Origin of the sequence: Pseudomonas sp. RA_35y_Pfl2_P32 (assembly GCF_963970735.1) — a bacterium.
In the GTDB taxonomy this organism is placed as follows: domain Bacteria; phylum Pseudomonadota; class Gammaproteobacteria; order Pseudomonadales; family Pseudomonadaceae; genus Aquipseudomonas.
Map to the genome: position 1 here is coordinate 39,102 of NZ_CAXAQF010000004.1, position 26,873 is coordinate 65,974.

The window sequence follows — 26,873 nt, forward strand, 5'->3', positions numbered from 1 at the left end:
TGGCGAAAGGTTTTTCAGCGGTGAAAAACCTGTCGCCAACCCTCATCAGCTCCCGTTCTGCAGGCGTAAAACTTTGAAAGCAGCTTCTGTAAGGAATTGTCGGTAATTCTGGCTAAGCGGCCCACAACGCCACGCAGCGCATGAGTACGGCAATTTCGGGATGAGCGTCCCGGACACCCATTTGGGACCACTGATGAGGGTAATAACTGTGCTTGAAGCCTACCGCAAACATATCGAAGAGCGCGCAGCACTGGGTATCGTTCCCCAGCCGCTTAACGCCGAACAAACTGCAGGCCTGGTCGAGCTGCTGAAGACCCCCCCGGCTGGCGAAGAAGCCGTTCTGCTGGACCTGATCACCAATCGCGTTCCACCTGGCGTGGACGAAGCAGCCTATGTCAAGGCCGGTTTCCTGTCCGCCCTGGCCAAGGGCGAAGCCACTTCCCCTCTGATCGACAAAAAACGCGCTGTAGAACTGCTCGGCACCATGCAGGGCGGCTACAACATCGTGACCCTGGTTGACCTGCTCGACGACGCCGAACTGGCCCCGGTCGCTGCTGCCCAACTCAAGCACACCCTGCTGATGTTCGATGCGTTCCACGACGTCGCGGAAAAAGCCAAGAACGGCAACGTGCATGCCCAAGGCGTCCTGCAATCCTGGGCTGACGGCGAGTGGTTCAAGAACCGTCCGACCCTGGCCGACAAGATCAGCCTGCGCGTGTTCAAGGTCACCGGCGAAACCAACACCGACGACCTGTCTCCTGCCCCTGATGCCTGGTCCCGCCCGGACATCCCGCTGCACGCCCTGGCCATGCTGAAAATGGCTCGTGAAGGCATCGTGCCTGACCAGCAAGGCGTCACCGGTCCGATGAAGCAGATCGAAGAAATGCGCGGCCAAGGCTTCCCGATCGCCTACGTCGGTGACGTGGTCGGTACCGGCTCGTCGCGTAAATCGGCGACCAACTCGGTGCTGTGGTTCTTCGGCGACGACGTTCCCTACGTGCCGAACAAGCGCGCTGGCGGCTTCTGCTTCGGCAGCAAGATCGCTCCGATCTTCTACAACACCATGGAAGATGCTGGCGCACTGCCAATCGAATTCGACGTCACCAACATGCACATGGGCGACGTGATCGACCTGTACCCGCATGCTGGCAAAGTCTGCAAGCACGGCACCGACGAAGTCCTGACCACCTTCGAAATGAAGACGCCGGTGCTGTTGGACGAAGTTCGCGCTGGCGGCCGTATTCCGCTGATCATCGGCCGTGGCCTGACCGAAAAAGCACGTGCCGAACTGGGCCTGCCACCTTCGGACCTGTTCAAGAAGCCTGAAGCACCTGCCGAAAGCACCAAGGGGTTCACCCTGGCGCAGAAAATGGTCGGCAAGGCATGCGGCGTAGCAGGCGTTCGTCCTGGTACCTACTGCGAGCCGAAGATGACCACCGTCGGCTCCCAGGACACCACCGGTCCAATGACCCGTGACGAACTCAAAGACCTGGCGTGCCTGGGCTTCTCGACCGATCTGGTCATGCAGTCCTTCTGCCACACCGCGGCCTATCCAAAGCCGATCGACGTGACCACCCACCACACCCTGCCTGACTTCATCATGACCCGTGGCGGCGTATCCCTGCGTCCGGGCGACGGCATCATCCACTCGTGGCTCAACCGCATGCTGCTGCCGGACACCGTCGGCACCGGTGGCGACTCCCACACCCGTTTCCCGATGGGCATTTCGTTCCCGGCCGGTTCCGGCCTGGTAGCCTTCGCCGCAGCCACTGGCGTCATGCCACTGGACATGCCGGAATCGATCCTGGTGCGCTTCAAGGGCGAAATGCAACCAGGCGTCACCCTGCGTGACCTGGTTCACGCCATTCCTTACTACGCGATCCAGGCTGGCCTGCTGACCGTAGAGAAGAAAGGCAAGAAGAACGCTTTCTCCGGCCGCATCCTGGAAATCGAAGGCCTGGACAACCTGAGCATCGAACAGGCTTTCGAGCTGTCCGACGCCTCGGCCGAACGTTCGGCTGCCGGTTGCACCATCAAGCTGTCGAAAGAGTCGATCACCGAGTACCTGAGCTCCAACGTCACCCTGCTGCGCTGGATGATCGGCGAAGGCTACGGCGACGCGCGCACTCTGGAACGTCGCGCCCAAGCGATGGAAGCCTGGATTGCCAACCCTGAGCTGATGGTTGCCGATGCTGACGCCGAATACGCGGAAATCATCGAGATCGACCTGAACGAGATCAAGGAGCCCGTTCTCTGCGCGCCGAACGATCCGGACGACGCCCGTCTGCTGTCCAGCGTTGCTGGCGAGAAGATCGACGAAGTGTTCATCGGTTCGTGCATGACCAACATCGGTCACTTCCGCGCTGCCGGTAAACTGCTGGATCAGGTCAAGGGTCAGTTGCCAACCCGTCTGTGGCTGTCGCCGCCGACCAAGATGGACGCTCACCAACTGACCGAAGAAGGCTACTACGGCATCTACGGCAAGGCTGGCGCGCGCATGGAAATGCCGGGCTGCTCGCTGTGCATGGGTAACCAGGCACGGGTAGAACCGAACTCGACCGTGGTGTCGACTTCGACCCGTAACTTCCCGAACCGTCTGGGCGACGGCGCGAACGTCTACCTGGCTTCGGCCGAGCTGGCGTCCGTGGCATCGATCCTGGGTCGCCTGCCGACCGTCGAGGAGTACATGGAATACGCGGGCAAGATCGACAGCATGGCGGCCGATGTCTACCGCTACCTGTCCTTCGACCAGATCGCCGAGTTCCGTGAAGCCGCTGCGAACGCCAAGATCCCGGTTGTTCAAGCCTAACGTTGCAACGCAATGAAAAACGCCGCCCATCGTGAGATGAGCGGCGTTTTTACTTCTGGCATTGACGCTACAGCGTGTAAGACAGAGAGAGTGCATTCGCAATCAAGGCTTTTTCATTTGTTGCTTTCCTCCACATAAAGAACAGGCCCAGTGACTACGGCTGGTTTTTCTTCATAGTGAATGCTGACTGCCCTACCGACAACACGACCTTCAAGCGTCACTTCTCCAGCCTTATTGATGAATGTGACATCATCACCCGTTTGAACATCCAGTCTATTGCCCTCTGCATAGGCAATTTTAATATCGTCAAGCCCAGAGTTTGTTGTTTTCGAAGCGATAATTTTCAAACTGGCAGTATTCATACCGTCCTCTCTTCGTTAAGTGGCGAATAAGATAGTGCGACGTAAGGATACGAAGGCAGCCCTCGAGCGTAACCTGTAAGAAATGACAGTTTTTTAGAACGCTTTGCTATCAGCTCATGATAGGAGCTGAATATTTCTATACTTTCCCGTATGGGGTGGGACAGCGCCAGCCGAAAAAAAAACCGCTACGCGAATTACGCGTAGCGGTCACTTGCAGTCAATCGGACAGTCTACGATCAGAAGAGCAAATCAGGCGCTCAATGAATAAATCAGCGCCGTAATCGCCACCAACCCCACCGCCGTGACAAACACATTCGACGCGTGGCCACGATACCGCGCCATCGCCGGCACCTTGCGGATCGCATACATCGGCATCAGGAACAGAATTGCCGCAATGATCGGCCCGCCCAGGGTCTCGATCATGCCCAGGATGCTCGGGTTCAGCGTCGCGACAATCCAGCACACCACCAGCATGAACGCCGCGGTCATGCGGTCCAGGGCCTTGGCACCCGGGCGCTTGCCGCTTTTCACGATCAGCCCCTTGAGGCCTTCACTGGCACCGATGTAGTGCCCCAGGAACGACTTTGAGATCGCCACGAACGCAATCAACGGCGCCACGAACGCGATGGTCGGGTTGCTGAAATGGTTGGCCAGGTACGACAGGATCGACAGGTTCTGCGCCTTGGCTTCAGCCAACTGCGCCGGCGACAGGGTCAATACGCAACTGAAGACGAAGAACAGCACCATCGCCACCATCAACAGGTGAGCGCGGGACAGGATCTGCGAGCTGCGCTCTTCGGCGTGAACGCCATAACGACGCTTCTGGTCCACCGCGAAGGCCGAGATGATCGGCGAGTGGTTGAACGAGAAGACCATCACCGGGATCGCCAGCCACAGGGTATGCAGCAACGCCGAAGGCTCTGGCAGGGTGCTCGCGGTGCTGAGGATGCCGCCATTCCAGTGCGGAATCAGGAACACCGCCAGGAACAGCAGCGCGACGATGAACGGGTAGACCATCAGGCTCATCGCCTTGACGATCACCTGCTCGCCGCAACGCACCACCGCCAGCAGGCCGAGGATCAGCACGAACGAGAGGATGGCCCGTGGCGGCGGCATGATGTGCAACTGGTGCTCAAGGAAGCTGCCCACGGTATTGGTCAAGGCCACGCTGTAGATCAGCAGGATCGGGAAGATCGCGAAGAAGTACAGCAAGGTGATCAGCGCGCCAGCCTTGATCCCGAAATGCTCCTCGACCACCTCGGTGATGTCGGCGCCCTCGCGACCGGACAACACGAAGCGGGTCAGGCCACGGTGTGCGTAGAAAGTCATGGGGAATGCCAGCAGCGCCAGGATCAACAGCGGCCAGAAACCGCCAACGCCTGCGTTGATCGGCAAAAACAAGGTGCCCGCACCAATCGCCGTGCCAAACAGGCCCAGCATCCAGGTGGTGTCATGACGATTCCAGCTGGTGAGGCTTGCTGGTGCCGCCGCTTCATAACGTTCATCAACGCTATTGGCCTGATCATTCATCCGGTCGGATCTCCGCATTCCGGTCACTTGCCACTCGGTCAGGACGAGTCAGAAATAGCTGACAGGCAGCGCCCTGGCCGAAACAGGGGCGCGATTGTCCGGTATTAATGAACAGAAGCAAAGACTTAGCTGAGGAGCGGTGGTGCGGATCAGATAAATGACAGGGGGTTTTCTGTTCTGCTGAAGCGTTGGTGTTGATACTGAAATGTGTAGCAGCAGCGATTAAATGTTGGGCTCAGCCAATAGCCGCAAATTTCTGACTCGTTGCTGGCAACCGGCGACGACGCTCAGGATCGACAGCAGGTGCTGATAAAGTATTCGCCAATGGTAGATGCAGCCACCCTGGCCCGAGCCACTCAGGGGAAACCGTTATCCGATGAAATCCTTGAGCAACACGATGTTTTCTGAACCGGGACTGAACGAATTACAACGCAACATCATCTATCAATTTATATAGGCAGGAGCAGCCCTACAATCCGAACACAAATAAAATAAGACAAAATATTACTTCAAATAAAAAGCACTTATTTGTTACAAGCCACCACCCCACTATTGAGCAACAGGTCTTCCAGGGTTATATTTTTGCGCTTTTAATGCTGATCATTAATAAACAGTAACCTGCAAAATCCTGAGAAGGCGATAACCTCATGCAAAAAAACAAGATGACTTTTAAATGCCTGTTTCTCGCGGCGCTGTTATGTCCATTTAGTAGCTTTGCGCAGCAACTCCCGGCCACTGCCGATATCCGGGAATTCGCCTCCTCTGCTCGATGGCTGACAACCAAGGTGTATATCGAGGGCGCCCCCCCAAACGGACGTGAAAGACAATTATCCAGGCGTGGTGGGAATATCAACGTGGGACCCGGAACGAAATCGCTACGAGTTTTTTTACACTGACACAGGCGAATCCAAGTACAGCAATGGCGGCGGCGGGTACTTTTTCATCACTGGCGATCATAAGACCCACATTCTGGTACCCGATGTCGGGCCAACCAAGACAGTGGTCAGGCGCCTGGAAACCTTGAATCGAAGTGAGTTCACTTACTCTCGTGAAGTCCCCCACCACACGGGAGAAAATACCCCCCCTGTACGCATCTATGTCGTTCATGCCCCTTACACTGGCTCAGTAGAAACTAAATCCGCGCTTAGACCAGGCACACCTGCCACCGACTAATATCAATCGATCGCCTTTATGTTATCGACCTGAGAGACCTCAGCTGAATTGTAACTTCCTTTGAAATACTTCAGCCACCAAACCAAAACATGGAGAGTCACCGTGCAGAAAACGATCAGAACACTGCTGGTACCCACACTACTTGTTACTTCGGTCTTCTGCAGTGCGGTCAGCGCGCAGCCCACAACAACTCCCGCCGCAAAAAATGCCGTTGCTACGCCAGAGAATGCAGTCATGCTGACTGTTTTTTTAAAACATGATCAGTCAAGGCCCTTGGGCGAACTAAAGACTCAGCTTGCCAGTCAAGGATTTTACAAGACATTTCCACCTGCGGGAGTCGAGGTTGTCAGTTGGAACATCATGATGGGCATCGGGCAAGTGGTCACAATGCGACTTCCAGCCTCTCGCTTGGCAGAAGTAAATCTCGCACTCGAAAATACGGCGTGGGGAGCATACAGGACCGAGTTTTATCCGACCTATGATTTCAAAGCCATCGCACTGGCGGAACAAAACAGGGCAAACCAGTCGCCAATAGCCCAGTGACATTGCAGCAGCACACTGCCTTTGCAGTGTGCTGCGCATAATAGACGTCACTGCGCTTGCGGTGGCCCAGCGTCATACATTTGCTTCTTGCGCGAAGCAGGCCAGACTGGAGAACACCGCAACTGCGATTAACCACCATTGCCAAGTGGTTCTGGAATCAGCACTCTGAAACGACGCATGACGCCCGCCACGCAGCCGACTACAGGAGTAAAGTAATGCCCGCAACCGTCCTGGTACTGGTTGAAACCATCAACGACTACCTGCCGATTCTCGAACACCAAGGCTTTCACCTGATTCTCGCCCCCACCCCCACCGAACGCACCCAAGCCATCAGCACCTACGGCGGGCAAATCGACGCCGTGCTGACACGCGGGCCACTGGGCCTGCACGCCGAAGAAATCGCCGCCCTGCCCAACCTGAAGATCATCTGCGTGATCGGCGCCGGCTATGAGCAGGTCGATTTGCAGGCCGCCAGCGACCGGGGCATTCGCGTGACCAATGGGGCGGGGGTCAACGCCTCCTCAGTGGCCGACCATGCCATGGCCCTGTTGCTGGCGCTGGTGCGTGACATTCCCCGCGCCGATTCGGCGGTGCGTCGTGGCGAATGGCCGAAAGTCATGCGCCCGTCCCTGGCCGGCAAGCACCTGGGCATCCTCGGGCTGGGTGCGGTGGGCATGGCCATCGCCAAGCGCGCGGCCAACGGTTTCGACATGAGCGTCAGCTACCACAACCGCCAGGTGCGTAACGACGTGCCCTATGACTTCTGCTCCACCCCCACCGAGTTGGCGCGGGCCTCGGACTTTCTGATCGTCTGCACCCCAGGCGGCCTGAGCACCCAGCACCTGATCAACAAGCAGGCGCTGGACGCCCTCGGGCCCCACGGCTTTATCGTCAACATCGCCCGCGCCAGCGTGATCGCCACCGCCGACCTGATCAGCGCCCTGGAACAGCGCCGGATCGCCGGTGCCGCCCTGGATGTGTTCGATGCCGAACCCCAGGTGCCGGATGCACTCAAGGCCCTGAACAACGTCATTCTCACCCCCCACGTCGCCGGCCTGTCGCCCGAGGCAACCCAGGGCACCGTGGAATTGGTGGGGCAGAACCTGCTGGCGTTCTTCTCCAATCGCCCGCTATTGACCCCCATAGAGCTGCCGCCAGCGGTTCGGCGCGCGACACGCTGAAGCACTTTTCAAACGCCTGTATCAAAAACAATGATTAACCGGCAACACGCTCACCTATAAAGGAACGCCATGGTTGTGGGTGCCGGGTGTGCGCATTAGATTAGCCAATAATTCCTGGCCTCCAGAATAAGCAGAAGGGATAAGCATGGCGCTTAACGACCAGTCCACCCGTATTCGCGCAGGCGAAGAACTTGATGCCAGCCTGATCGACCCGTACCTCAAGGCCCACATTCCAGGCTTGAGCGGGTTACCGAAGATCAGCCAGTTCCCCGGCGGCGCGTCCAACCTGACGTACCTGCTGGAATACCCCGAGCAGGAGTTTGTCCTGCGTCGCCCACCCTTTGGCCACAAGGCCAAGTCCGCCCACGACATGGGCCGCGAGTTCCGCATCCTCAACCAGCTCAAGGACGGTTTCCCGTACTGCCCCAAAGCCTACGTGCACTGCACCGACGACGCGGTGATCGGCGCCGAATTCTATGTAATGGAACGGGTCAAGGGCATCATCCTGCGCTCCGAACTACCAGCGGAGCTGGGCCTGGATGCGCCAAAGACCCAGGCACTGTGCAAGAGCTTCATCGACAAACTGGTGGAGTTGCATCGCGTCGACTACCGGGCCTGTGGCCTGGCCGACCTGGGCAAGCCTGAAGGCTATGTGGCCCGGCAGATTCGTGGCTGGAGCGAGCGCTATGACAAAGCCCTGACCCCGGATGCGCCGAGCTGGGAGACGGTCAAGGCCTGGCTCAACGACAAGATGCCGGCCGACCACCCGACATCGAGCATCGTGCACAACGACTATCGCTTCGACAACGTGATCCTCGACCCCCACAACCCGATGCAGATCATTGGCGTGCTGGACTGGGAGCTGACCACCCTGGGTGATCCGCTGATGGACCTGGGCAACTCCCTCGCCTACTGGATCGAAGCCGCCGACCCGGCGCCGGTGCAATTGATGCGACGCCAACCCAGCCATGCCCCCGGCATGCTGACCCGGCGTGAGTTCGTCGACTACTACGCCGAACGCTCAGGCATCCAGATCGACAATTTCGACTTCTACTACACCTACGGGCTGTTCCGCCTGGCCGGTATCGTGCAGCAGATCTACTACCGCTTCTTCCATGGCCAGACCCAGGACAAACGCTTCGCGCAGTTCATCTCGATGAACAAGCTGCTGGAGCAGATGAGCCTGCAAGTGATCCACAAATCCAGCCTCTGACCGCCCTCCCAGCGCCACGCCCCTCACAAGGAAAAACCATGTCCAAGACTCAGTTGTTCGACCTCGACGGCAAGATCGCATTTGTCTCCGGCGCCAGCCGCGGCATCGGTGAGGCCATTGCCCGGCTGCTGGCCCAGCAAGGCGCCCATGTGATCGTGTCGAGCCGCAAGCTCGAGGGTTGCCAGCATGTGGCCGACGCCATCATCGCCGAGGGCGGCAAGGCCACTGCAATTGCTTGCCATATCGGGGAAATGGAGCAGATCAGCCAGGTCTTTGCCGGGATCCGCGAACAATTCGGACGCCTGGACATCCTGGTCAACAATGCCGCGACCAACCCGCAATTCTGCAATGTGCTGGACACTGACCTGGGCGCCTTCCAGAAAACCGTCGATGTGAACATCCGTGGGTACTTCTTCATGTCGGTGGAAGCCGGCAAGCTGATGCGCGAGAACGGCGGCGGCAGCATCATCAACGTGGCGTCGATCAACGGAATTTCGCCGGGCATCTTCCAGGGTATCTACTCGGTGACCAAGGCCGCGGTGATCAACATGACCAAGGTTTTTGCCAAGGAGTGCGCGCAGTTCGGCATTCGTTGCAACGCCCTGCTGCCGGGCCTGACCGACACCAAGTTCGCCTCGGCGTTGGTCAAGAACGACGCGATCCTCAACACCGCGCTGCAACAGATCCCGCTCAAGCGCGTGGCCGCCCCCAGTGAAATGGCGGGCGCGGTGCTGTACCTGGCGAGCGATGCGTCCAGCTACACCACCGGGGTTTCGTTGAACGTGGACGGTGGTTTCCTGTCCTGACCTGTAGCAGTTGCCGAGCCCGCGAGGCTGCGATCTTTAGGCCGACAAAAGAACAAGATCAAAAGCTCGCAGCCTTCGGCAGCTCCTACGGGGGGGTATCAGCCCCCTCGCACCAACCGCTGCGCCAGCGCCTTGGCCTGGCTTGCCACATCCGTCACCGCAGTACTTTCCCACCACATGCCGCGCAAGGGTGGCCCCATGGCGAACAGCCGTCGGGCCACCTGGCCCTGGGCGTCGATCACCGCCCCGTCCGCTCCCGCCGCGATTCCGAGGGCCAGCGGCCCCGGCTGGATCAAGCCTCGGGCCAGCAACTGCCGGGGTAACGGCCGAGCGACCCGACGCCAGTCGTATTCAATGCCACTGGAGTTGATCAAGGCATCGCCGCTGACCACCGACACTTCAGTCTCGCCGCGCCGCCGAAGCGCCAGGCGGAGCCGCCCCTCCTGCGCCGGCAGCAGCCCCTTGAACGACGCCGCGTGAATCCGTAACCGCCCCTGCTCATGCAGGCGCGCCACCAACTCGGCGCTCAGGGGCGGCGAGCGGTGATGATGGCTTTCCCACCAGGGCCGCACATGCCGCACGAACTGCCGTCGCTGCACGTCCGTGGCCTGGCTCCACAAGCGCGCGATATGGGCGCGCACGGTGTCCAGAGGGGCTTGCCAGTCGATGCCCTGGGCCTGCGCCGTCCGGCATTGGTGGCGTAGCTCACGTAGCAGTTGCCGGGGACTGCGGATGTTCCGGTCAAGGGCCAGGAAGTCCACCCACTCCGGCGGTTGCCGCCGCACATGGGGCAACAGGCCGTGCCGGGAGAACACTTCGATGGGCCCACGATGGCCGGCCTGCTCCAACGAGACCACGGCATCGACCATGGTCAGGCCGGAGCCGATGATCATCACCGTCGCTTGCGGATCGAGTCGGGCCATGGCCGCCACGTCCCAGGGGTCGAGTGCCGCTGCGTTGAGCCCACTGGAGCAGGTCTGTGGGGTTCTCGCCGCTGGGAACATACCGGTAGCCAGCACGGCAAAATCACCCCGTAGCCAGCTACCGTCGCTCAAGGTCAACCAGGTGGCTTGGTCATCGACCTGCAAATCCACCACCTCGCCGCGCACATGCTCGACGCTCGAGCCCTGCAGAGCACCTTGCTCCTGCGCTTGCGCCAGGCGCTGTTGCACGTAGACCCCGAACAGCCCCCGCGGCGGGAACAGTTCGGCGACCGGCACCGCTTGCTCCGCCGATTCCGGCCAGCCACCATCTGCAATGAAGGCGCCGAGCCATTGGCTCAGGTCATCGGCATTGTCCGGGTCGACGCTCATCCGTGCCGCGTTGCCATTGAGGGTATGGCCCAGTTCGACGGCGCTGTAGGCCTCGCCACGGCCCAGTTCGGCGCGAGGCTCTATCACCAGCACCTGGCGCCCTCCCGGCAGGCGCAGCAATTGCGCCGCCAGTAATGCCCCGCTCAAGCCACCACCGACGATCAGGATATCGGCGCAACGGACGTGCGGTGGTGTCTGCTCGCAGAGGATTTCGCTCATGAATCCATCATAATTGTTTAAAATTCAATTAGTTATGTGGCTTTTAGAGAATCTGGATGAAGTTCAAATCACCACGTTACGGACAAACCTGACCGCCACGGCGCCATCGTTGCGATAGGCGTGGGTGCAGTTGCTGGCAAAACTGATGAACTCGCCGCTCGACAATACCCGTTCCTCATCGCCCAGCACCACCGTCAGGCTGCCCTCGAAGACATACACCTGCTCACTCCAACCGTCGGCATCTGCTTCCGACAAATAGTTTTCACCGGGTTCCAGCCGCCATTGCCACAACTCCACCTCGCGACTGGCGCTGGCCTTGGCCAGCAACACCGCTTGGCTGCCCGGGATCGCCCCGGCCCAGGCCAGCTCGTTGATGCGGCTCGGGTCACGGGCATCGGGGGCCTGGATCAAGTCGCTGAACGCCACGCCCAGGGCTTCGGCGACCCGGTCGAGGGTGGTCAGGCTGACATTTTTTTCGCCGGCCTCGATCGCCACCAACATCCGCCGACTGACCCCGGACTTTTCTGCCAACGCACTCTGGCTCATTTCGGCGGCATGGCGCAGGCGGCGAACATTCTGGCTGACGTGTTGCAGGACGGAGGCGCGTTGGCCGTTGTCTTTGTGCACTATATTGCTCACTTGTATGGGTTGCGCAGTATACTGCCCAACTGTCGACGCATTGTGCGTCCCACTCAGGTAGCGCGCAAGACCATGACGCCAGCAACCCCTTGCAAACCCTCCTCCCCGCGCCTGCGTTTAAGCAAGGCTGAGTGCGTGCTGGTGCTGATCACCATGATCTGGGGTGGCACCTTCCTCCTGGTGCAGCACGCCATGACCGTCAGCGGACCGATGTTCTTCGTCGGCCTGCGCTTTGCCGCCGCCGCAGGCCTGGTCGCCCTGTTCTCCTGGCGCAGCCTGCGTGACCTGACGCTGTTCGAGCTCAGGGCCGGGTTCTTCATCGGCGTCGCGATCATGATCGGCATTGGCCTGCAAACGGTTGGTCTGCAGACCATTCCCAGCAGCCAGTCGGCCTTCATCACCGCACTCTATGTACCCTTCGTGCCCTTGCTGCAATGGCTGGTGATGGGGCGCCGGCCAGGGCTGATGCCCAGCATCGGCATCATGCTGGCCTTTGCCGGATTGATGCTGATCTGCGGCCCAGCCGGGGCGTCACTGAACTTCAACGCAGGCGAGATGGTGACCTTGATCAGTACCGTGGCCATCGCCGCCGAGATCATCCTGATCAGCAGCTACGCCGGCCGTGTCGATGTGCGGCGGGTCACGGTGGTGCAACTGGCGACTGCCTCGATCCTGGCGATGCTGATGATTGTACCGACCGGGGAAGTCATCCCCGGGTTCTCCTGGTTCCTGCTGGCCAGCGCCCTGGGCCTGGGCGCCGCGAGCGCAGTGATTCAACTGGCGATGAACTGGGCGCAAAAAAGCGTCTCACCGACCCGCGCGACCCTGATCTACGCCGGCGAACCGGTGTGGGCCGGGATTGTCGGAAGGATTGCCGGGGAACGGCTGCCGGGACTTGCGCTGGTTGGCGCGGCGTTGATCGTGCTGGCGGTGATCGTTAGCGAGCGGAAGGCCAGGGTGAAGACTGAAGCTCAGGTGCCGGACGCCGTGTAGGTGCAGGGGTATTTCCCCGCAGGGAAATCCGATTCGACGCGTTGCAGGCTGAGCGAAGGTATCCATCCGGGGATTGGCGCGAAGCGCTGTTCAAACGCTTGGGACGAGACCTTTTGGATACTTTGGGCTGGGCCGGCACTCCGGCGTTTGCCAAAAGTGCCTCGCCGCAAGGGCGAAACCCTAAGTAGCTGTTACCGCAGCAACGGATATGCCCCCAATACCCACCCCCCACTGAAACAATGTTACACAGCCATGTTCGGTCTAACTTGTAGGATCCCGCCACAGCTTGGCAGTTGGTGATCCTGGCCTCGGCAAGTATGATCCTTCACAAACTTGCGCAGAATAGAAGCCTATGTCCCTGATAGTTCTACTGCTTCTGCCATTCATTGGCAGCTGTCTGGCGGCTTTGCTGCCCCACAATGCACGTAATGCTGAATCGATTCTTGCTGGACTGGTCGCCCTCATCGGCACCCTCCAGGTAGCCTTGCTGTACCCGCAAATCGCCGATGGCGGGGTTATTCGCGAAGAGTTTACCTGGTTGCCCAGCCTCGGCCTGAACTTCGTCCTGCGCATGGACGGGTTCGCCTGGCTGTTCTCCATATTGGTGCTGGGCATCGGCACCCTGGTGTCGCTTTACGCCCGTTACTACATGTCGCCCGAAGACCCGGTGCCGCGCTTCTTCGCATTTTTCCTGGCGTTCATGGGCGCCATGCTCGGATTGGTGATTTCCGGCAACCTGATTCAAATGGTGTTCTTCTGGGAACTGACCAGCCTCTTCTCGTTCCTGTTGATCGGCTACTGGCACCACCGTGCGGACGCCCGCCGCGGCGCCTACATGGCGTTGATGGTGACCGGTGCCGGTGGGTTGTGCCTGCTGGCGGGGGTCATGCTGCTTGGCCATGTCGTCGGCAGCTATGACCTGGACCAGGTCCTGGCCGCCGGTGATCTGATTCGTGCCCACGCGCTCTACCCCATCCTGTTACCCCTGATCCTGATCGGCGCCTTGAGCAAAAGCGCGCAGTTCCCCTTCCACTTCTGGCTTCCCCACGCCATGGCCGCGCCGACACCGGTCTCGGCCTACCTGCACTCGGCAACCATGGTCAAGGCCGGCGTGTTCCTGCTGGCGCGCTTATGGCCGTCGCTGTCCGGCAGCGAAGAATGGTTCTACATCGTCAGCGGGGCCGGAGCCTGCACCCTGTTGCTCGGCGCCTACTGCGCCATGTTCCAGAACGACCTCAAGGGCCTGCTGGCCTACTCGACCATCAGTCACCTGGGCCTGATCACCCTGTTACTGGGCCTGAACAGTCCGCTGGCAGCGGTCGCGGCGGTGTTCCACATTCTCAACCACGCCACTTTCAAGGCCTCGCTGTTCATGGCCGCGGGTATCATTGACCACGAAAGTGGCACCCGTGACATCCGCAAGCTCAGCGGCCTGATCCGCCTGATACCGTTCACCGCCACTCTGGCCATGGTCGCCAGCGCCTCGATGGCCGGCGTACCGTTACTCAATGGTTTCCTCTCCAAAGAGATGTTCTTCGCCGAAACGGTGTTCATCAACGCCACCGCCTGGGTCGAGACCAGCCTGCCGATCATCGCGACCATCGCCGGCACCTTCAGCGTCGCGTATTCCCTGCGCTTCACCGTCGACGTGTTCTTCGGCCCGACTGCCACCGACCTGCCCCACCCCCCCCACGAGCCGCCGCGCTGGATGCGCGCGCCAGTCGAGTTGCTGGTGTTCACCTGCCTGGTGGTGGGGATTTTCCCGGCCCAGGTGGTCGGCCCGCTGCTGGCCGCGGCCGCCTTGCCGGTCGTCGGCGGCACCTTGCCCGAGTACAGCCTGGCGATCTGGCACGGCCTCAATGCGCCGATGATCATGAGCTTGATCGCGATGTCCTGCGGCATCGTTCTCTATCTGCTGCTGCGCAACCAGTTCAAGCACGGGCGCTTCAAGTACCCACCGCTGATTGGCCGGTTCAACGGCAAGCGCCTGTTCGAACGCAGCCTGGTGGTGATGATGCGTCTGGCCCGCCGCCTGGAGCGTCGGATCAGCACCAAGCGCCTGCAGGCACAACTGTTCCTGCTGGTGCTGGCGGCGGTGCTGGCCGGGTTGATCCCGATGCTCGGCAGCGGTATCAGCTGGGGCGACCGGCCGAAGATCCCGGGGTCGATTGTCTTTGTCACCCTGTGGCTGCTGGCGATTGTCTGCGCCCTCGGCGCCGCCTGGCAGGCCAAGTACCACCGTCTTGCCGCCCTGACCATGGTCAGTGTCTGCGGCCTGATGACGTGCATCACCTTCGTCTGGTTCTCGGCCCCGGACCTGGCCCTGACCCAACTGGTGGTCGAGGTGGTGACCACCGTGCTGATCCTGCTGGGCCTGCGCTGGTTGCCACGGCGGATCGAGGACGTCTCGCCACTGCCGGGCAGCGAAGCCCGGGCCAAGGTGCGCCGCCTGCGCGACTTGTTGCTGTCGATCGCGGTCGGTGCCGGCATGGCGCTGCTGTCCTACGCCATGCTGACCCGCCAGACACCCAACGACATTTCCTCGTTCTACCTCAGCCGCGCCTTGCCCGAAGGTGGCGGCAGCAACGTGGTCAACGTGATGCTGGTGGACTTCCGCGGCTTCGACACCCTGGGCGAAATCACCGTGCTGGCGGCCGTGGCGCTGACCGTGTTCGCCCTGCTGCGACGCTTCCGCCCGCCCAAGGAAAGCATGCAGCTGCCGGCGCAACAGCGCCTACTGGCGCCGGACGTGGTCACCGACCTGGTCAACCCGCGCCAGGCCAGCGACACCGCCCTGGGCTTCATGATGGTCCCGGCAGTGCTGGTGCGCCTGTTGCTGCCGATTGCCCTGGTGGTCTCGCTCTACCTGTTCATGCGCGGGCACAACCAGCCTGGCGGCGGCTTTGTCGCTGGCCTGGTGATGTCGGTGGCGTTCATCCTGCAATACATGGTCGCCGGCACCCAATGGGTCGAGGCGCAGATGAGCCTGCGTCCCTTGCGCTGGATGGGCACCGGGCTGTTGTTCGCCAGCGTCACCGGCCTGGGTGCCATGGCGGCGGGCTATCCGTTCCTGACCACCCATACCTGGCACCTCAGCTTGCCACTGCTGGGTGATATCCATATCGCCAGCGCGCTGTTCTTCGACATCGGCGTATATGCCGTGGTGGTCGGTTCGACCCTGTTGATCCTGACGGCCCTGGCGCACCAATCGGTGCGCGGCCACAAGCCGAGCAGCCAGTCCAAACCCATTGCCAAGCCAGGAGCGGCCTGATGGAAGAAGTCATCGCAATTGCCATCGGCGTACTGGCGGCCTCCGGGGTCTGGCTGGTACTGCGCCCGCGGACCTTCCAGGTGGTGATGGGCCTGTGCCTGCTGTCCTACGGGGTCAACCTGTTCATTTTCAGCATGGGTAGCCTGTTTATCGGCAAGGAGCCGATCATCAAGGACGGTGTGCCCCAGGACTTGCTGAACTACACCGACCCGCTGCCTCAGGCGCTGGTGCTCACCGCCATCGTCATCAGCTTTGCCATGACTGCGCTGTTCCTGGTGGTGCTGCTGGCATCCCGGGGCCTGACCGGCACCGACCATGTCGATGGCCGGGAGCCTAAAGAATGAACTGGATGCAACATCTGATCGCCGCCCCCATCCTCCTGCCATTGCTGACGGCGGCCTTGATGCTGCTGCTGGGGGAAAAACATCGCCCGCTCAAGGCCCGGCTGAACCTGTTTTCCAGCCTGATCGGCCTGGGGATCTCGGTGATGCTGCTGTACTGGACTCAGCAACAGGGCGTAGCCAATTCCATCGGCGTGTACCTGCCCGGCAACTGGCCGGTGCCGTTCGGCATCGTGCTGGTGGTCGATCGCCTGTCGGCCTTGATGCTGGTCCTGACCGGGATCATTGGCGTCAGCGCCCTGCTGTTCGCCATGGCCCGCTGGGACGGGGCCGGGGCCAGTTTCCATGCGCTGTTCCAGATTCAACTGATGGGCCTGTACGGCGCCTTCCTGACCGCCGACCTGTTCAACCTGTTCGTGTTCTTCGAAGTGCTGCTGGCGGCCTCCTACGGCCTGATGCTGCACGGCTCGGGACGCACCCGGGTGTCAGCGGGCCTGCACTACATCTCGATCAACCTGCTGGCCTCCTCGCTGTTCCTGATTGGCGCGGCGCTGATCTACGGCGTCACCGGCACCCTGAACATGGCTGACCTGGCGCTGAAGATTCCCCTGGTGTCCGAAGCCGATCGCGGCCTGCTGCATGCCGGCGCGGCGATTCTTGCGGTGGCGTTCCTGGCCAAGGCCGGGATGTGGCCACTGAACTTCTGGCTGGTGCCCGCCTACTCCTCGGCCAGCGCGCCGGTGGCGGCGATGTTCGCGATCATGACCAAGGTCGGCGTCTACACCCTGCTGCGGCTGTGGACCCTGCTGTTTTCCGGCCAGGCCGGCGCCTCGGCGTATTTCGGCGGTGACTGGCTGATCTACGGCGGCATGGCGACCATTGTCTGCGCGGCGCTGGCAATCCTCTCCGCGCGCCGCCTGGAACGCATGGCCAGCCTGAGCATCCTGGTCTCGGCCGGCATCCTGCTCTCGGCCATCGGCTTTGCCCAGCCGAACCTGGTGGCCGCGGCGCTGTTCTACCTGGTCAGCTCGACCCTGGCCCTCAGTGCGCTGTTTCTCCTGGCAGAACTGATCGAGCGCTCGCGCACGGCGGTGGAAATCCCTCTGGATGACGAAGCCGAAGCCTTGCCGCGCCCACTAGGAGTGAGCTCGCCGACCAAAGGCATCAACCTCGATGACGAACAACAAGCCGTGGTCGGCCAGGTCATTCCCTGGACCATGGCCTTTCTCGGCCTCAGTTTCATTGCCTGCGCCCTGCTGATCATCGGCATGCCGCCGCTCTCGGGCTTTATCGGCAAGCTCAGCCTGCTCAGCGCCCTGCTCAATCCGCTGGGCTTGGGCGCGTCCTCGGGGCAGCCGGTGTCGACCGCGGCCTGGAGCCTGCTGGCGCTGTTGATCCTGTCCGGGCTGGCCTCACTGATCGCGTTCTCGCGCCTGGGCATCCAGCGTTTCTGGACCCCGGAAGAACGCCAGCCACCGGTACTGCGGCGCCTGGAGTGCGTGCCGATCTTCGGCTTGCTGGCCTTGAGCATTTTGCTGACCTTCAAGGCCGAACCGCTGATGCGCTTCACCCAGGCCGCCGCCGACACCCTGAACAATCCCCAGCAATACGTCATGGCCGTGCTCGGCACCCACGCCGTGCCCAGCCCCGACGCCCAGGCCGCGGCGCAGGAGGTACACCCATGAGGCGTCTGTTTCCGGCTCCCTGGTTATCCCTGGCGCTGTGGGTGCTGTGGCTGGTGCTGAACCTGTCGGTCAGCCCGGGCAACCTGTTGCTCGGTGCGCTGCTGGGCTTCTGTGCCCCGCTGATGATGCGCAAGCTGCGCCCGTTACCGATCCGCATCCGCCGCCCAGGGGTGATCCTGCGTCTGTTCCTGCTGGTGGGGCGTGACGTGCTGGGATCGAACCTGGCCGTGGCCTGGAGCGTCTTGAACGCCAAGCGACGCCCGCCGCACTCACGGTTCGTCAAGGTGCCGCTGGACTTGCGCGACGCCAACGGCCTGGCGGCGCTGTCGATGATCACCACGGTGGTTCCCGGCACGGTCTGGTCGGAGCTGGCACTGGATCGCAGCATTCTGCTGCTGCATGTGTTCGACCTGGATGACGAGGCGCAATTCATCGAGCACTTCAAGGCGACTTACGAGCGCCCCCTGATGGAGATCTTCGAATGAGTGCCCTGCTCGCCAATGCGATTCTGTTCAGCCTGTTTGTGTTTTCCCTGGCCATGGTGCTGACCCTGGTCCGCCTGTTCAAGGGCCCCTCGGCCCAGGACCGGGTCCTGGCGCTGGACTACCTGTACATCATCGCCATGCTGATGATGCTGGTGCTGGGCATCCGCTATGCCAGCGACACCTACTTTGAAGCGGCGCTGCTGATTGCGCTGTTCGGCTTCGTCGGCTCCTTTGCCTTGGCGAAATTCCTCCTGCGTGGCGAGGTGATCGAATGAACCAGGCTGCTCAATTGCCCCTGTGGGTCGAGATCACCGTGGCCATTCTGCTGGTGATCAGCAGCCTGTGCGCCCTGATCGGTGCCATCGGCCTGGTGCGCCTGAAGGACTACTTCCAGCGCATGCACCCGCCCGCACTGGCCTCGACCCTGGGGGCCTGGTGCGTAGCGCTGGCGTCGATCATCTATTTTTCGACGCTTAAATCCAGCCCGGTGCTCCATGCGTGGCTGATCCCGGTGCTGCTGGCGATCACCATGCCGGTGACCACCCTGCTGCTGGCGCGCGCGGCCTTGTTCCGCAAGCGCATGGCGGGCGATGACGTGCCGGCCGAAGTCAGCAGCCGGCGCCACGAGAGCGGCAGTTGAGGGACTGATCAGACCCAGGCGACGGTCAGCAGCCCCGCCCCCAGGACGACGCACAGGGGTGAAAAGGCCCAGGTGTCGAGGCGCGCGAACTTCGACCCGACCTGTTCCTTGAAAAACCCCACCAGGTCCGAATCACCAATGGCCCGGGCAAACATCAACAGGGCGATGGCACTGATCAGCCATTGCAGCGACCAATGCTGAATCTGTGGCACCAGCAGCCCCACTCGCAAACTCACCATCAGGGCAATCAGCAGCAGTCCGACGGCTACCGCCAGGGTACCCAGGGACGAAGGTTTGAAGGCCGGGCGCACCCCCTTGCCCTCGGGCGTCGGGACGTAAGGCACCACCGCATCATTGGCCCATTGACCACCCAGCGCCCAGTACACATGGATCAGGCTGATCACCACAAATGCCCCTGCAAGCCACTGAGCAAGCACGAAGGTCATGATCGAAATTCCTTGAATCGTTGGCAGAAAAAACAGCCTAGACCAGACTACTCTTCAATGCTTTGCGATTTATCAATGAAATGCCGATCGGTATTACGAATGCTTCATGTGCTTGCCAAAGCAGATTCGCCGGCTACAGCGACGCCGCCACCTTGTCGGCGATCTCCTGGGGCAACCAGGCTCTCCAAACATCCGGATGATCGGTCATGAAGGCTTCGGCCGCCTGGCGCGCAGTGCTGTGTTTCTCGCTCATCTCGGCCAGCGCCTTGTTCAACGAATCGATGGGCAGATCGACTTTGCTGAAGAATTGCGCGATCTGCGGGTACTGTTTCTGAAAGGGCGTGGACACCCCAATCGACAGCTTGGAGGGCAGCGAACGGGTCGGGCGCGGGTTGGGATGGTCGGCATCGGTCAGGGTTTTCCAGGCCTCGGCGTCAAACGGCGGCTCCTGCAACTGGACCAGCTTGAAGCGCCCCAGCAGCGGGGTCGGTGACCAGTAGTAGAACAGCACCGGTTTGCCCCGGCGAATCGACGAGGTGATTTCCGCATCCAGTGCGGCCCCCGAACCGCTGCGAAAATTCACGTAGCTGTCACTCAGGCCATAGGCCTTGAGCTTCTGCTGATTGACCACTTCCGAGGTCCAGCCAATCGGACTGTTGAGGAAGCGCCCCTTGCCGGGGGTTTCCGGGTCGCTGAAGACATCCTTGTAGCGCGGCAGGTCGCTGACGCTGCGCAGGTCTGGCGCGAGGGGCTTGATGCCTTTGGCCGGGTCGCCCTTGATCACGTACTCGGGCACCCACCAGCCTTCGGTAGCCCCCTTGACGGTATCCCCCAGGCTCACCACCTTGCCTTCAGCTTCCGCCTTGACCCAGACCGGACTGCGACCGGCCCACTCCTCGCCGATGACCTGGATGTCATTGTTGGCCAGGGCGGTTTCCAGGGTGATGGTGGTACCCGGCAAGGTGTCAGTGGGCAGGCCGTACCCCTTTTCGACAATGATCCGCAAAATGTCGGTGATCAGGCTGCCGCTTTCCCAGTTCAGGTCGGCAAAGTGGATCGGCGCCTGGGCGGCCGTGGCGGCCGTCGGCGACGTCAGCAGGCCAATGGCGGTCAACGTGCTGGCCAGCAGCAGTCGAAATCCTTTCATGCCTCGCACCTCGTTCTGTTCACAGCGATGACAGGACGGCCTGGCGCAGGAAAAACGCCAGCCTCTGCTTACTCAGTCAATTGACTGTAGTAGAGGTTCCAGTGATCGCGGGACGAGGTTTATCGGGTGGGCGGTTCCTGCAGCTGCTGCAACTCTCGGCGCACCATGCTGGCGTACTCTGCCGGGCGCAACAGGTAAAGCTGTGATGCCACCCAGTTCAGCCAGGCGCCTTGCATGACCGCCTTCTGGGCGAACAACTGCAATGCGTGATCGCGGGCGCTTGCCAGGTGCTGCTGATGAAAATCAGCCCGGGACAGGCTCATTACTCACTGGCCTTGAACGACACCAACTCACCCTTGCGGAATTTCGCCGCCTTGGCGGTCACGGCCTTCAGGGTCTTGGTCAGGCCTTCCTGCAGTTGCTGGTGCGCAGCAAACACGGTGACCACACTGTGACCTTCCTTGAACACGATGGCGTGGCCGTCGGCCGTGGTGACGAACGCGTAATCACCCAGGCCATAGACCGTCAGTTTGATTTCGCGAAACTTGATTTCCAACTTGCCGCCTTCGCGGCTGGGTAATACCGCGGCGCGAAAATGATCGCCGACCTTGAGTTCAAGGCGTTGTTTGTCATCCACCACCAGGGCCGATTCGGTATCGATCTCGGCGACGTAGATACCTTCCGGGTTTTGCTCGGTGATGTAGACAAAACGGGATTGAAACTGTTTAACCAGCTTTGCGCGCAAATCACCCAGCACAAACAAAGCGTGCATATCGAGATTACTTACTGCCAACGAAATATCTCCACATCAGAAATGACACTGCCGGCAGAAAACAGGCAGCAAAAAAACGGCCGTACCGAAGATGTCGCAACAATGACCCAGGCTGTCATCGTGAAGCCGGTAGAACACCGCTTCATCGCAAGGCAAGAGCAGGCTACTGGATAACCACTCGTGCCGTCGTCTCTGGCAGTCGTCAGATGTTGAGGGAAATGTTCCCTCTAACAATCAGAGATTACTGGACTATCAACTTCAGGGAAAAAACGCTTAAAAAAAAGCATTTTTTCTGACATATAGCCTGAAGAAAATTGCTTTAGATGAGCACCTACCTCCAGTCAGTGGAGGGGATTCTAGAGCAGCCAAGCGCTTCTAGACTACTGAAAGTGACGTGCGACCGTCGGCAAACCATAGAAAAGGAATTCCTATGTACCCACAACACCTTCCCAGCCCAACCCCCAACAGCCTCAACTATTCACCACAAACCGCACACGGCGGGACTTACCAGGCAATGATCGGCCATCTACCCGCGCCACCTCAACTGCGTTATCAAGTAGTACTCGCGGGGAATGGCTTCTTTCATATCACAGAAACCGCGACAGGTCGTGTAAGAGGTTTCCGTATGAGCCACAACGCAGCCTGTGCCCTCGCCCGTACTCTCGAAGTCAGCCACTAAGTCATCGCCCTGAAAACCGGCGCAGGCGTTTCGTCACACCCATGACATAACTGCGCCGCCTCCCTGCAACAACTGCCATACTGCCCGACCATCGAGACCCAGCCTCTTCGGCGGACTGCGTTGCAATCAATAGAATAATTTCCAAGGGAAGGCGCACGTGACCGAATTTGATATCGGCGAGTTTTTCATCCGGGGCGAAGCCAGAGAAATCGACGGCGAATTCCAGGCAGTGATTGTGATGCGTGCCAAACCACCGCTGACCACCGTCACCTATCACCAGGTCGAAAAAGACCGTTGGTTCAAGACCTGCGAAGTGGCAGCTGTCGCGGCCAGGGAGTCGGCCAAGGCCCTCAAGCTCGCCGTGGATCAAGGCGCCCTGAAGGGCTGATCAGGCTTTCGCCGCAGCGGCCCGAGCCACCTCGGGTGGCCGGACACTCAATTGCGCCAGCCAGGCATCCTTGCACGCCTGGGCCTCGGCGCGACTGCCGAAGGCCGTCCCGAACTGTTCGCCATTGAGCAGGACCACCCAGCACACCGCTTGCCCCAACGCCCGCAGTCCGGCAGGCACCCCAGTGCCAATCATCACGGCGACATCGACTTTACATTGCATGCACCCACCTCGGGATATTCATTAGCTTCCTAACAATAAGCCTATGGTAATGAATAGCCCGGGAGAGAAATAGCGATGAGCCTGCACTATTTAGTTGCATAACCGGTAACAATCCCGCCGGTAGCGGAAGGTTTTCCCGGGCGCATAACGCAAAAATCGCAACCTGCACCGACGTCCGCTCGGACGCTGTTGCAGGCTGCGATTTTTCTGCGTCGACCCGCTAAGGGTGACCCGCGCGAATCAGGCTTGACGCTGGTGCTTGTCGATCTGCTCGTGGCGTTCTTGAGCTTCGATGCAGTACTTGGTGGTCGGGCTGATCAGCAAGCGCTTGAGGCCGATAGGCTCGCCGCTGTCGTCGCACCAGCCAAACGTGTCGTCGCCAATGCGCTCCAGGGCACGTTCCAGTTGCGGCAGCATGCGCTGGTCACGATCAATGGCGTTCACCAGCCAGGTGCGCTCTTCTTCGACCGAGGCCGCGTCAGCCGGATCAGCCGGGGTGTCCAGGCTTTCAATGGCGATGCGGTTCTGCTCGATACGCTCGTGGGTTTCCACCTTCATGTTTTGCAGCAGCTCAGTGAAATAAGCCTGTTGCTCGGCATTCATGTAGTCATCCGCCGGCATGGCCAGCAACTTATCCTTTGTCATTGATTTCTCTATAAAAAATACGTGCATTAAGGCGAATCAGGATGCGTTCCGGTCAACCTGCCAGGTTTCGCAAAGGCGCCATACATTCCACGCGCCACCCGGCACTCAATTTACGAGGGGGCGGCAGTCTAAGGCCGAGGGGCGGCCTCAGCAACTGAAAAGACAGGGAATTTGTCTGACAAAGCCCTTAAATTGCTCTGCGGCAAGCTTTGGGCGTTCATCGGAGTGCGTTTATAGCAAGAAATTCAATCCAACGGCTGTATATAGAAGACAAACGGCCATGGACACTCGACAGAAGTGTTCAAGGCCCGCCGTTTAGCGCTAGATTCAGGCCGCTGCCCCCCCCTTTCCAAGGAGCTGTACATGAAGCTGATCGGAATGCTCGATTCACCTTATGTAAGACGTGTCGCCATCAGCCTCAAGACCCTGGACATCCCGTTCGAGCACGCCTCGATTTCGGTATTCCGCGGTTTCGAGGCGTTCCAGGCCATCAACCCGGTGGTCAAGGCGCCCACGCTGGTGCTGGACGACGGCGAAGTGCTGATGGATTCGACCCTGATCATCGACTACCTGCAAGCCCTGAGCCCCCCGGGTAACAGCCTGATGCCGGTGTCCCTGGACCAGCGCCTGCGCTCCCTGCGGCTGATCGGCCTGGCATTGGCCGCGTGCGAGAAGTCGGTGCAGATCTATTACGAACGCAACCTGCGCCCCGCCGAGAAGCAACATGCGCCCTGGCTGGAGCGGGTCAGCGGGCAATTGCACGCAGCGTACTCGGCACTGGAGCAGGAACTGGCCAGGCAACCGCTGCCCATGGATGGCACCTTGCAACAGGACGGCATCACCCTCGCCGTGGCCTGGAGCTTCACCCTGCTGGTGGTGCCTGACCAGGTCGATGCCGCGCAGTTTCCACGGATCAGCGCCTTTGCCGCTTATGCCGAACAACAGCCAGCGTTTGTCGAGACCCCCATGACCTGAGGCCCTGCCTGATCTGGGCGCATGACGTGCCCGCGATGGCGTCCTTGAGATCGCCATCGCGCGCACGCCTGGCGCCTGCCGCTGACCTGGCTATTTGACGAACGGTCATCCGAGTGTTCAGATACCGCCCAGTTTCAGGTGCCTCATGCCGCCGTGCATGAGGTGAAACGGGAAACCGGTGCGCCCTTTTCAGGGTTAGTCCGGTGCTGCCCCCGCAACGGTAAGCGAGTGACGCGTTCGACAGACCACTGGGCCCACGGGCCTGGGAAGGTGAACGCCTCTAGCCTCGCAAGCCCGGAGACCGGCCTGGAATTTCTGTTTGGCAAACCTGCGGTGGGCGGGCATGGGCCAGTATTGGCGCGTGTCCGGTACTTTCTCCTGCGTGCTTCTGCGAAGATTTTTTTCGAGAAGACCAACAATGACTCAGATTCCAACTCCTTCCAGCCAGGACCGGCGTCCTGTGCGACTGTATGCCTGTGGCGCCCTGCTCTGCCTGATCAGCCCACCCGCAGTGGCCGATACCCCGGCCATGACCCTCGACCAGCAACTCGTCAGCGCACCCTCGGTGGAATCCACCACCGTCGCCGAAATGGCGCGCTTTGGCAGCAAGGTCGAGATCATCGACCGCGCCCAGATCGAACGCGCCGGCCCCGATGCCGACATCACCCGTGTGCTGCAGATGTCGGTGCCCGGCCTCTACGTCGCGCCGAAAAACGGCCCCTTCGACTACGCCAACTATTCGCTGCTGGGTGGGCGCAACGACGACACGCTGATCCTGCTCGATGGCGTGCGCCTGAACAACCGCCTGTACGGCGGGCTCTACCTCGACACCCTGCCAGCCAATGCCATCGAACGCATCGAAGTGCTCAAGGGCGGACAAAGCCTGCTGTTCGGCACCCAGGCCGTGGCCGGGGTGATCAACATCGTCACCCGCAGCGCCCAGACCCGCGAGACCTCCGGTGAAGTCAACATGGGCCTGGACAGTTTCATGGGCCGCAGTGGCGATGCGCGGGCCGAGCAGATTGTCAGCAACGGCTTTGGCGACCTTGGCTTGCTGGCCTACGTCAGCCACAACGTCTCCGACGGCTACCAGCCATTTCGCAGCAGTGACATGCGCAGCACCGCCACCGACCGCAAGCGCGGCTACGAAGTCAGCACCTTCGGCGCCAAGGCCACCCAGGCCTTCGGCGACGATTCGCGCCTGGAACTGTTCTACCAGTACAGCGACGCCAACCTGGACTTCGCCCGCCCCACCGACAACCGCCACACCACCAACGACCGCGTGCAACAGATCGCCACGGCCACCTTCGAACAGCAGGTCAATCAAGCCCTGAGCTACTTCGTCAAAAGCCACGTCAACGACTGGGACACCCGCTACACCCGGGTCTACAACCTCGATGGCGGCGGCACCCGGGTGCTCAATCACAACGACTATTGGGGCTTCACCGACTGGGGCCTGCAAGCCGAGGGCAAGGCCGAGCTGTCCGGTGGCCACGTGCTGGTGTTCGGCAGCGACAACCAATGGTTCAAGGGCCAGGACGATGTCATGGTCATCGACAACCAGCAGGCCGAAGCCCACGCGCTCTATACCCAACTGCGCCCGGTGATCGCCGCGCTGCCCGACTGGCACCCCAGCATCGGCGTACGCCAGGAGCACCTGAGCGGCGGTGAAAGCGCCACGGTCGGCATGCTGACCTCGCGCTACGACCTGACAGAGCACTGGGCGTTGCGGGGCCAGTTCGGCAGCGCCTACAAGCTGCCCAATGCCGAACAGTTGTACGTCAACGAACCCGGCGAGGAGATGGGCAACCCCAACCTCAAGGCCGAGAAAAGCCGCAACGCCGAACTGGGCCTGGATTACCGGGGCACTCTGCTGGACCGCGAATTCAGCGCCAGCATCACCGGCTTTCGCCGGGAAATCGACGACCTGATCGCCCTCGACGGCGACCAGTGGGTCAACGGTAACGGCGAGATCCTGGTGCGCGGTATCGAAGTCGACGGTCAATGGCAACTCAATGAACGCTGGCGCCTGCAAGGCGACGTGACCCGCAACCTGGTGGAGGGCCGCAACGGCGTGACCATCAGCAACATCCCCAGCTTCTTCGCCCGCTCGCGCCTGGGCTATGAGTCGGACAACCGCCGGTGGGGTGCCGGGGGCGCGCTGCGCTACATCCGCTCGGTGGTCAGTGCCAAGGACGTGGACTACGGCCACTACTCGGTGGTCGATGCCGACGCCCATCGCTACCTGGACAACGCCCGCCGCCACCGCCTGAGCCTGCTGGTGGAAAACCTGTTCGACCGCGACTACGCCACCAGCATGACCACCGGCAGCCCGTCCGTGGAGAACCTCGGCCGGCCGTTCACCACCGAGGTGCGTTACACCTACCGTTTCTGAG

General features: G+C 60.9%; 26 protein-coding genes, 1 pseudogene and 1 riboswitch. Of the genes and pseudogenes, 17 read left to right on the forward strand and 10 right to left on the reverse strand.

Annotation, left to right across the window (positions count from 1 at the left end; translation table 11 throughout):
* The first annotated feature begins 208 nt into the window (after nucleotides 1–208).
* Nucleotides 209–2,809 carry a bifunctional aconitate hydratase 2/2-methylisocitrate dehydratase gene (gene acnB / locus AACY45_RS05155; RefSeq protein ID WP_339544634.1) on the forward strand — a complete coding sequence of 867 codons (2,601 nt, stop codon included), beginning with the start codon at nucleotides 209–211 and terminating at the stop codon, nucleotides 2,807–2,809.
* A gap of 113 nt (nucleotides 2,810–2,922) precedes the next feature.
* Here acnB and AACY45_RS05160 read toward each other — a convergent pair whose 3' ends face one another.
* Both AACY45_RS05160 and AACY45_RS05165 read right to left on the reverse strand, forming a co-directional pair.
* Nucleotides 2,923–3,171, reverse strand: a complete 249-nt coding sequence (locus AACY45_RS05160; RefSeq protein ID WP_339544462.1) for a hypothetical protein — start codon at nucleotides 3,169–3,171, stop codon at nucleotides 2,923–2,925.
* A 249-nt stretch (nucleotides 3,172–3,420) separates the two neighbouring features.
* Nucleotides 3,421–4,701, reverse strand: a complete 1,281-nt coding sequence (locus AACY45_RS05165) for an HAAAP family serine/threonine permease (RefSeq protein WP_339544463.1) — start codon at nucleotides 4,699–4,701, stop codon at nucleotides 3,421–3,423.
* Nucleotides 4,702–5,348: 647 nt separating this feature from the next.
* Here AACY45_RS05165 and AACY45_RS05175 point away from each other — a divergent pair.
* From AACY45_RS05175 to AACY45_RS05195, 5 genes and pseudogenes are all read left to right on the forward strand, one after another.
* Nucleotides 5,349–5,874, forward strand: a pseudogene (locus AACY45_RS05175) (DUF4822 domain-containing protein).
* 102 nt (nucleotides 5,875–5,976) lie between these two features.
* Nucleotides 5,977–6,417, forward strand: a complete 441-nt coding sequence (locus AACY45_RS05180; protein WP_339544464.1) for a hypothetical protein — start codon at nucleotides 5,977–5,979, stop codon at nucleotides 6,415–6,417.
* A 215-nt stretch (nucleotides 6,418–6,632) separates the two neighbouring features.
* Complete coding sequence (locus AACY45_RS05185; RefSeq protein WP_339544465.1) at nucleotides 6,633–7,598, forward strand: 2-hydroxyacid dehydrogenase; 966 nt, start codon at nucleotides 6,633–6,635, stop codon at nucleotides 7,596–7,598.
* A 145-nt stretch (nucleotides 7,599–7,743) separates the two neighbouring features.
* Nucleotides 7,744–8,811: a phosphotransferase family protein gene (locus AACY45_RS05190; RefSeq protein ID WP_339544466.1), complete on the forward strand. Its 1,068-nt coding sequence runs from the start codon at nucleotides 7,744–7,746 to the stop codon at nucleotides 8,809–8,811.
* 38 nt (nucleotides 8,812–8,849) lie between these two features.
* Nucleotides 8,850–9,617 carry an SDR family oxidoreductase gene (locus tag AACY45_RS05195; RefSeq protein ID WP_095171437.1) on the forward strand — a complete coding sequence of 256 codons (768 nt, stop codon included), beginning with the start codon at nucleotides 8,850–8,852 and terminating at the stop codon, nucleotides 9,615–9,617.
* Between the two features lie 98 nt (nucleotides 9,618–9,715).
* Here the strand turns inward: AACY45_RS05195 and AACY45_RS05200 are convergent, their stop codons facing one another.
* Both AACY45_RS05200 and AACY45_RS05205 read right to left on the reverse strand, forming a co-directional pair.
* Nucleotides 9,716–11,149, reverse strand: coding sequence for an FAD/NAD(P)-binding protein (locus AACY45_RS05200; RefSeq protein ID WP_339544467.1), 1,434 nt, complete (start codon nucleotides 11,147–11,149; stop codon nucleotides 9,716–9,718).
* A 63-nt stretch (nucleotides 11,150–11,212) separates the two neighbouring features.
* Nucleotides 11,213–11,776, reverse strand: a complete 564-nt coding sequence (locus AACY45_RS05205) for a helix-turn-helix domain-containing protein (RefSeq protein WP_339544468.1) — start codon at nucleotides 11,774–11,776, stop codon at nucleotides 11,213–11,215.
* Between AACY45_RS05205 and AACY45_RS05210 the strand changes: the two genes are divergently transcribed.
* From AACY45_RS05210 to AACY45_RS05240, 7 genes are all read left to right on the forward strand, one after another.
* Entirely contained in the window at nucleotides 11,771–12,781 is a 1,011-nt protein-coding gene (locus tag AACY45_RS05210; RefSeq protein WP_339544635.1) for a DMT family transporter, read from the forward strand. The two genes, AACY45_RS05205 and AACY45_RS05210, sit on opposite strands and share 6 nt — an antisense overlap.
* Nucleotides 12,782–13,133: 352 nt before the next feature.
* A complete protein-coding gene (locus AACY45_RS05215) occupies nucleotides 13,134–16,052 on the forward strand; it encodes a monovalent cation/H+ antiporter subunit A (RefSeq protein WP_339544469.1) in 2,919 nt (972 codons plus the stop codon).
* On the forward strand, nucleotides 16,052–16,396 hold the full coding sequence (locus AACY45_RS05220; RefSeq protein WP_005789164.1) for a Na+/H+ antiporter subunit C: 345 nt from the start codon (nucleotides 16,052–16,054) through the stop codon (nucleotides 16,394–16,396). Before AACY45_RS05215 ends, AACY45_RS05220 begins: the two co-directional genes overlap by 1 nt.
* Nucleotides 16,393–18,078: a monovalent cation/H+ antiporter subunit D gene (locus AACY45_RS05225; protein ID WP_339544470.1), complete on the forward strand. Its 1,686-nt coding sequence runs from the start codon at nucleotides 16,393–16,395 to the stop codon at nucleotides 18,076–18,078. The genes AACY45_RS05220 and AACY45_RS05225 overlap by 4 nt, the downstream gene beginning before the upstream one ends.
* Nucleotides 18,075–18,563: a Na+/H+ antiporter subunit E gene (locus AACY45_RS05230; RefSeq protein WP_339544471.1), complete on the forward strand. Its 489-nt coding sequence runs from the start codon at nucleotides 18,075–18,077 to the stop codon at nucleotides 18,561–18,563. Before AACY45_RS05225 ends, AACY45_RS05230 begins: the two co-directional genes overlap by 4 nt.
* A complete protein-coding gene (locus AACY45_RS05235) occupies nucleotides 18,560–18,838 on the forward strand; it encodes a K+/H+ antiporter subunit F (protein ID WP_339544472.1) in 279 nt (92 codons plus the stop codon). The genes AACY45_RS05230 and AACY45_RS05235 overlap by 4 nt, the downstream gene beginning before the upstream one ends.
* Entirely contained in the window at nucleotides 18,835–19,203 is a 369-nt protein-coding gene (locus AACY45_RS05240) for a Na+/H+ antiporter subunit G (protein WP_339544473.1), read from the forward strand. The genes AACY45_RS05235 and AACY45_RS05240 overlap by 4 nt, the downstream gene beginning before the upstream one ends.
* Nucleotides 19,204–19,211: 8 nt before the next feature.
* On the opposite strand, the gene AACY45_RS05245 is transcribed toward AACY45_RS05240, so the two are convergent.
* From AACY45_RS05245 to AACY45_RS05260, 4 genes are all read right to left on the reverse strand, one after another.
* Complete coding sequence (locus tag AACY45_RS05245; protein ID WP_339544474.1) at nucleotides 19,212–19,649, reverse strand: DUF3995 domain-containing protein; 438 nt, start codon at nucleotides 19,647–19,649, stop codon at nucleotides 19,212–19,214.
* A 133-nt stretch (nucleotides 19,650–19,782) separates the two neighbouring features.
* Nucleotides 19,783–20,796 (reverse strand): ABC transporter substrate-binding protein, encoded by a 1,014-nt coding sequence (locus AACY45_RS05250; protein ID WP_339544475.1) that lies wholly within the window; start codon nucleotides 20,794–20,796, stop codon nucleotides 19,783–19,785.
* 119 nt (nucleotides 20,797–20,915) lie between these two features.
* Nucleotides 20,916–21,119 (reverse strand): hypothetical protein, encoded by a 204-nt coding sequence (locus tag AACY45_RS05255; RefSeq protein ID WP_339544476.1) that lies wholly within the window; start codon nucleotides 21,117–21,119, stop codon nucleotides 20,916–20,918.
* Complete coding sequence (locus AACY45_RS05260; protein WP_339544477.1) at nucleotides 21,119–21,568, reverse strand: hypothetical protein; 450 nt, start codon at nucleotides 21,566–21,568, stop codon at nucleotides 21,119–21,121. The genes AACY45_RS05255 and AACY45_RS05260 overlap by 1 nt, the downstream gene beginning before the upstream one ends.
* Here AACY45_RS05260 and AACY45_RS05265 point away from each other — a divergent pair.
* Together AACY45_RS05265 and AACY45_RS05270 are read left to right on the forward strand one after the other, a co-directional pair.
* Nucleotides 21,563–21,742 (forward strand): hypothetical protein, encoded by a 180-nt coding sequence (locus AACY45_RS05265; protein ID WP_339544478.1) that lies wholly within the window; start codon nucleotides 21,563–21,565, stop codon nucleotides 21,740–21,742. The two genes, AACY45_RS05260 and AACY45_RS05265, sit on opposite strands and share 6 nt — an antisense overlap.
* Nucleotides 21,743–22,404: 662 nt before the next feature.
* Nucleotides 22,405–22,635: a hypothetical protein gene (locus AACY45_RS05270; RefSeq protein WP_339544479.1), complete on the forward strand. Its 231-nt coding sequence runs from the start codon at nucleotides 22,405–22,407 to the stop codon at nucleotides 22,633–22,635.
* Here AACY45_RS05270 and AACY45_RS05275 read toward each other — a convergent pair whose 3' ends face one another.
* Both AACY45_RS05275 and AACY45_RS05280 read right to left on the reverse strand, forming a co-directional pair.
* A complete protein-coding gene (locus AACY45_RS05275) occupies nucleotides 22,636–22,857 on the reverse strand; it encodes a hypothetical protein (protein WP_339544480.1) in 222 nt (73 codons plus the stop codon).
* Nucleotides 22,858–23,097: 240 nt separating this feature from the next.
* Complete coding sequence (locus AACY45_RS05280; protein WP_166589039.1) at nucleotides 23,098–23,502, reverse strand: TraR/DksA family transcriptional regulator; 405 nt, start codon at nucleotides 23,500–23,502, stop codon at nucleotides 23,098–23,100.
* A 363-nt stretch (nucleotides 23,503–23,865) separates the two neighbouring features.
* Between AACY45_RS05280 and AACY45_RS05285 the strand changes: the two genes are divergently transcribed.
* On the forward strand, nucleotides 23,866–24,477 hold the full coding sequence (locus AACY45_RS05285) for a glutathione S-transferase (protein WP_339544481.1): 612 nt from the start codon (nucleotides 23,866–23,868) through the stop codon (nucleotides 24,475–24,477).
* Nucleotides 24,478–24,596: 119 nt separating this feature from the next.
* A riboswitch (cobalamin riboswitch) is annotated at nucleotides 24,597–24,801 on the forward strand.
* A 205-nt stretch (nucleotides 24,802–25,006) separates the two neighbouring features.
* On the forward strand, nucleotides 25,007–26,872 hold the full coding sequence (locus tag AACY45_RS05290; protein ID WP_339544636.1) for a TonB-dependent receptor plug domain-containing protein: 1,866 nt from the start codon (nucleotides 25,007–25,009) through the stop codon (nucleotides 26,870–26,872).
* Nucleotide 26,873: the final 1 nt, after the last annotated feature.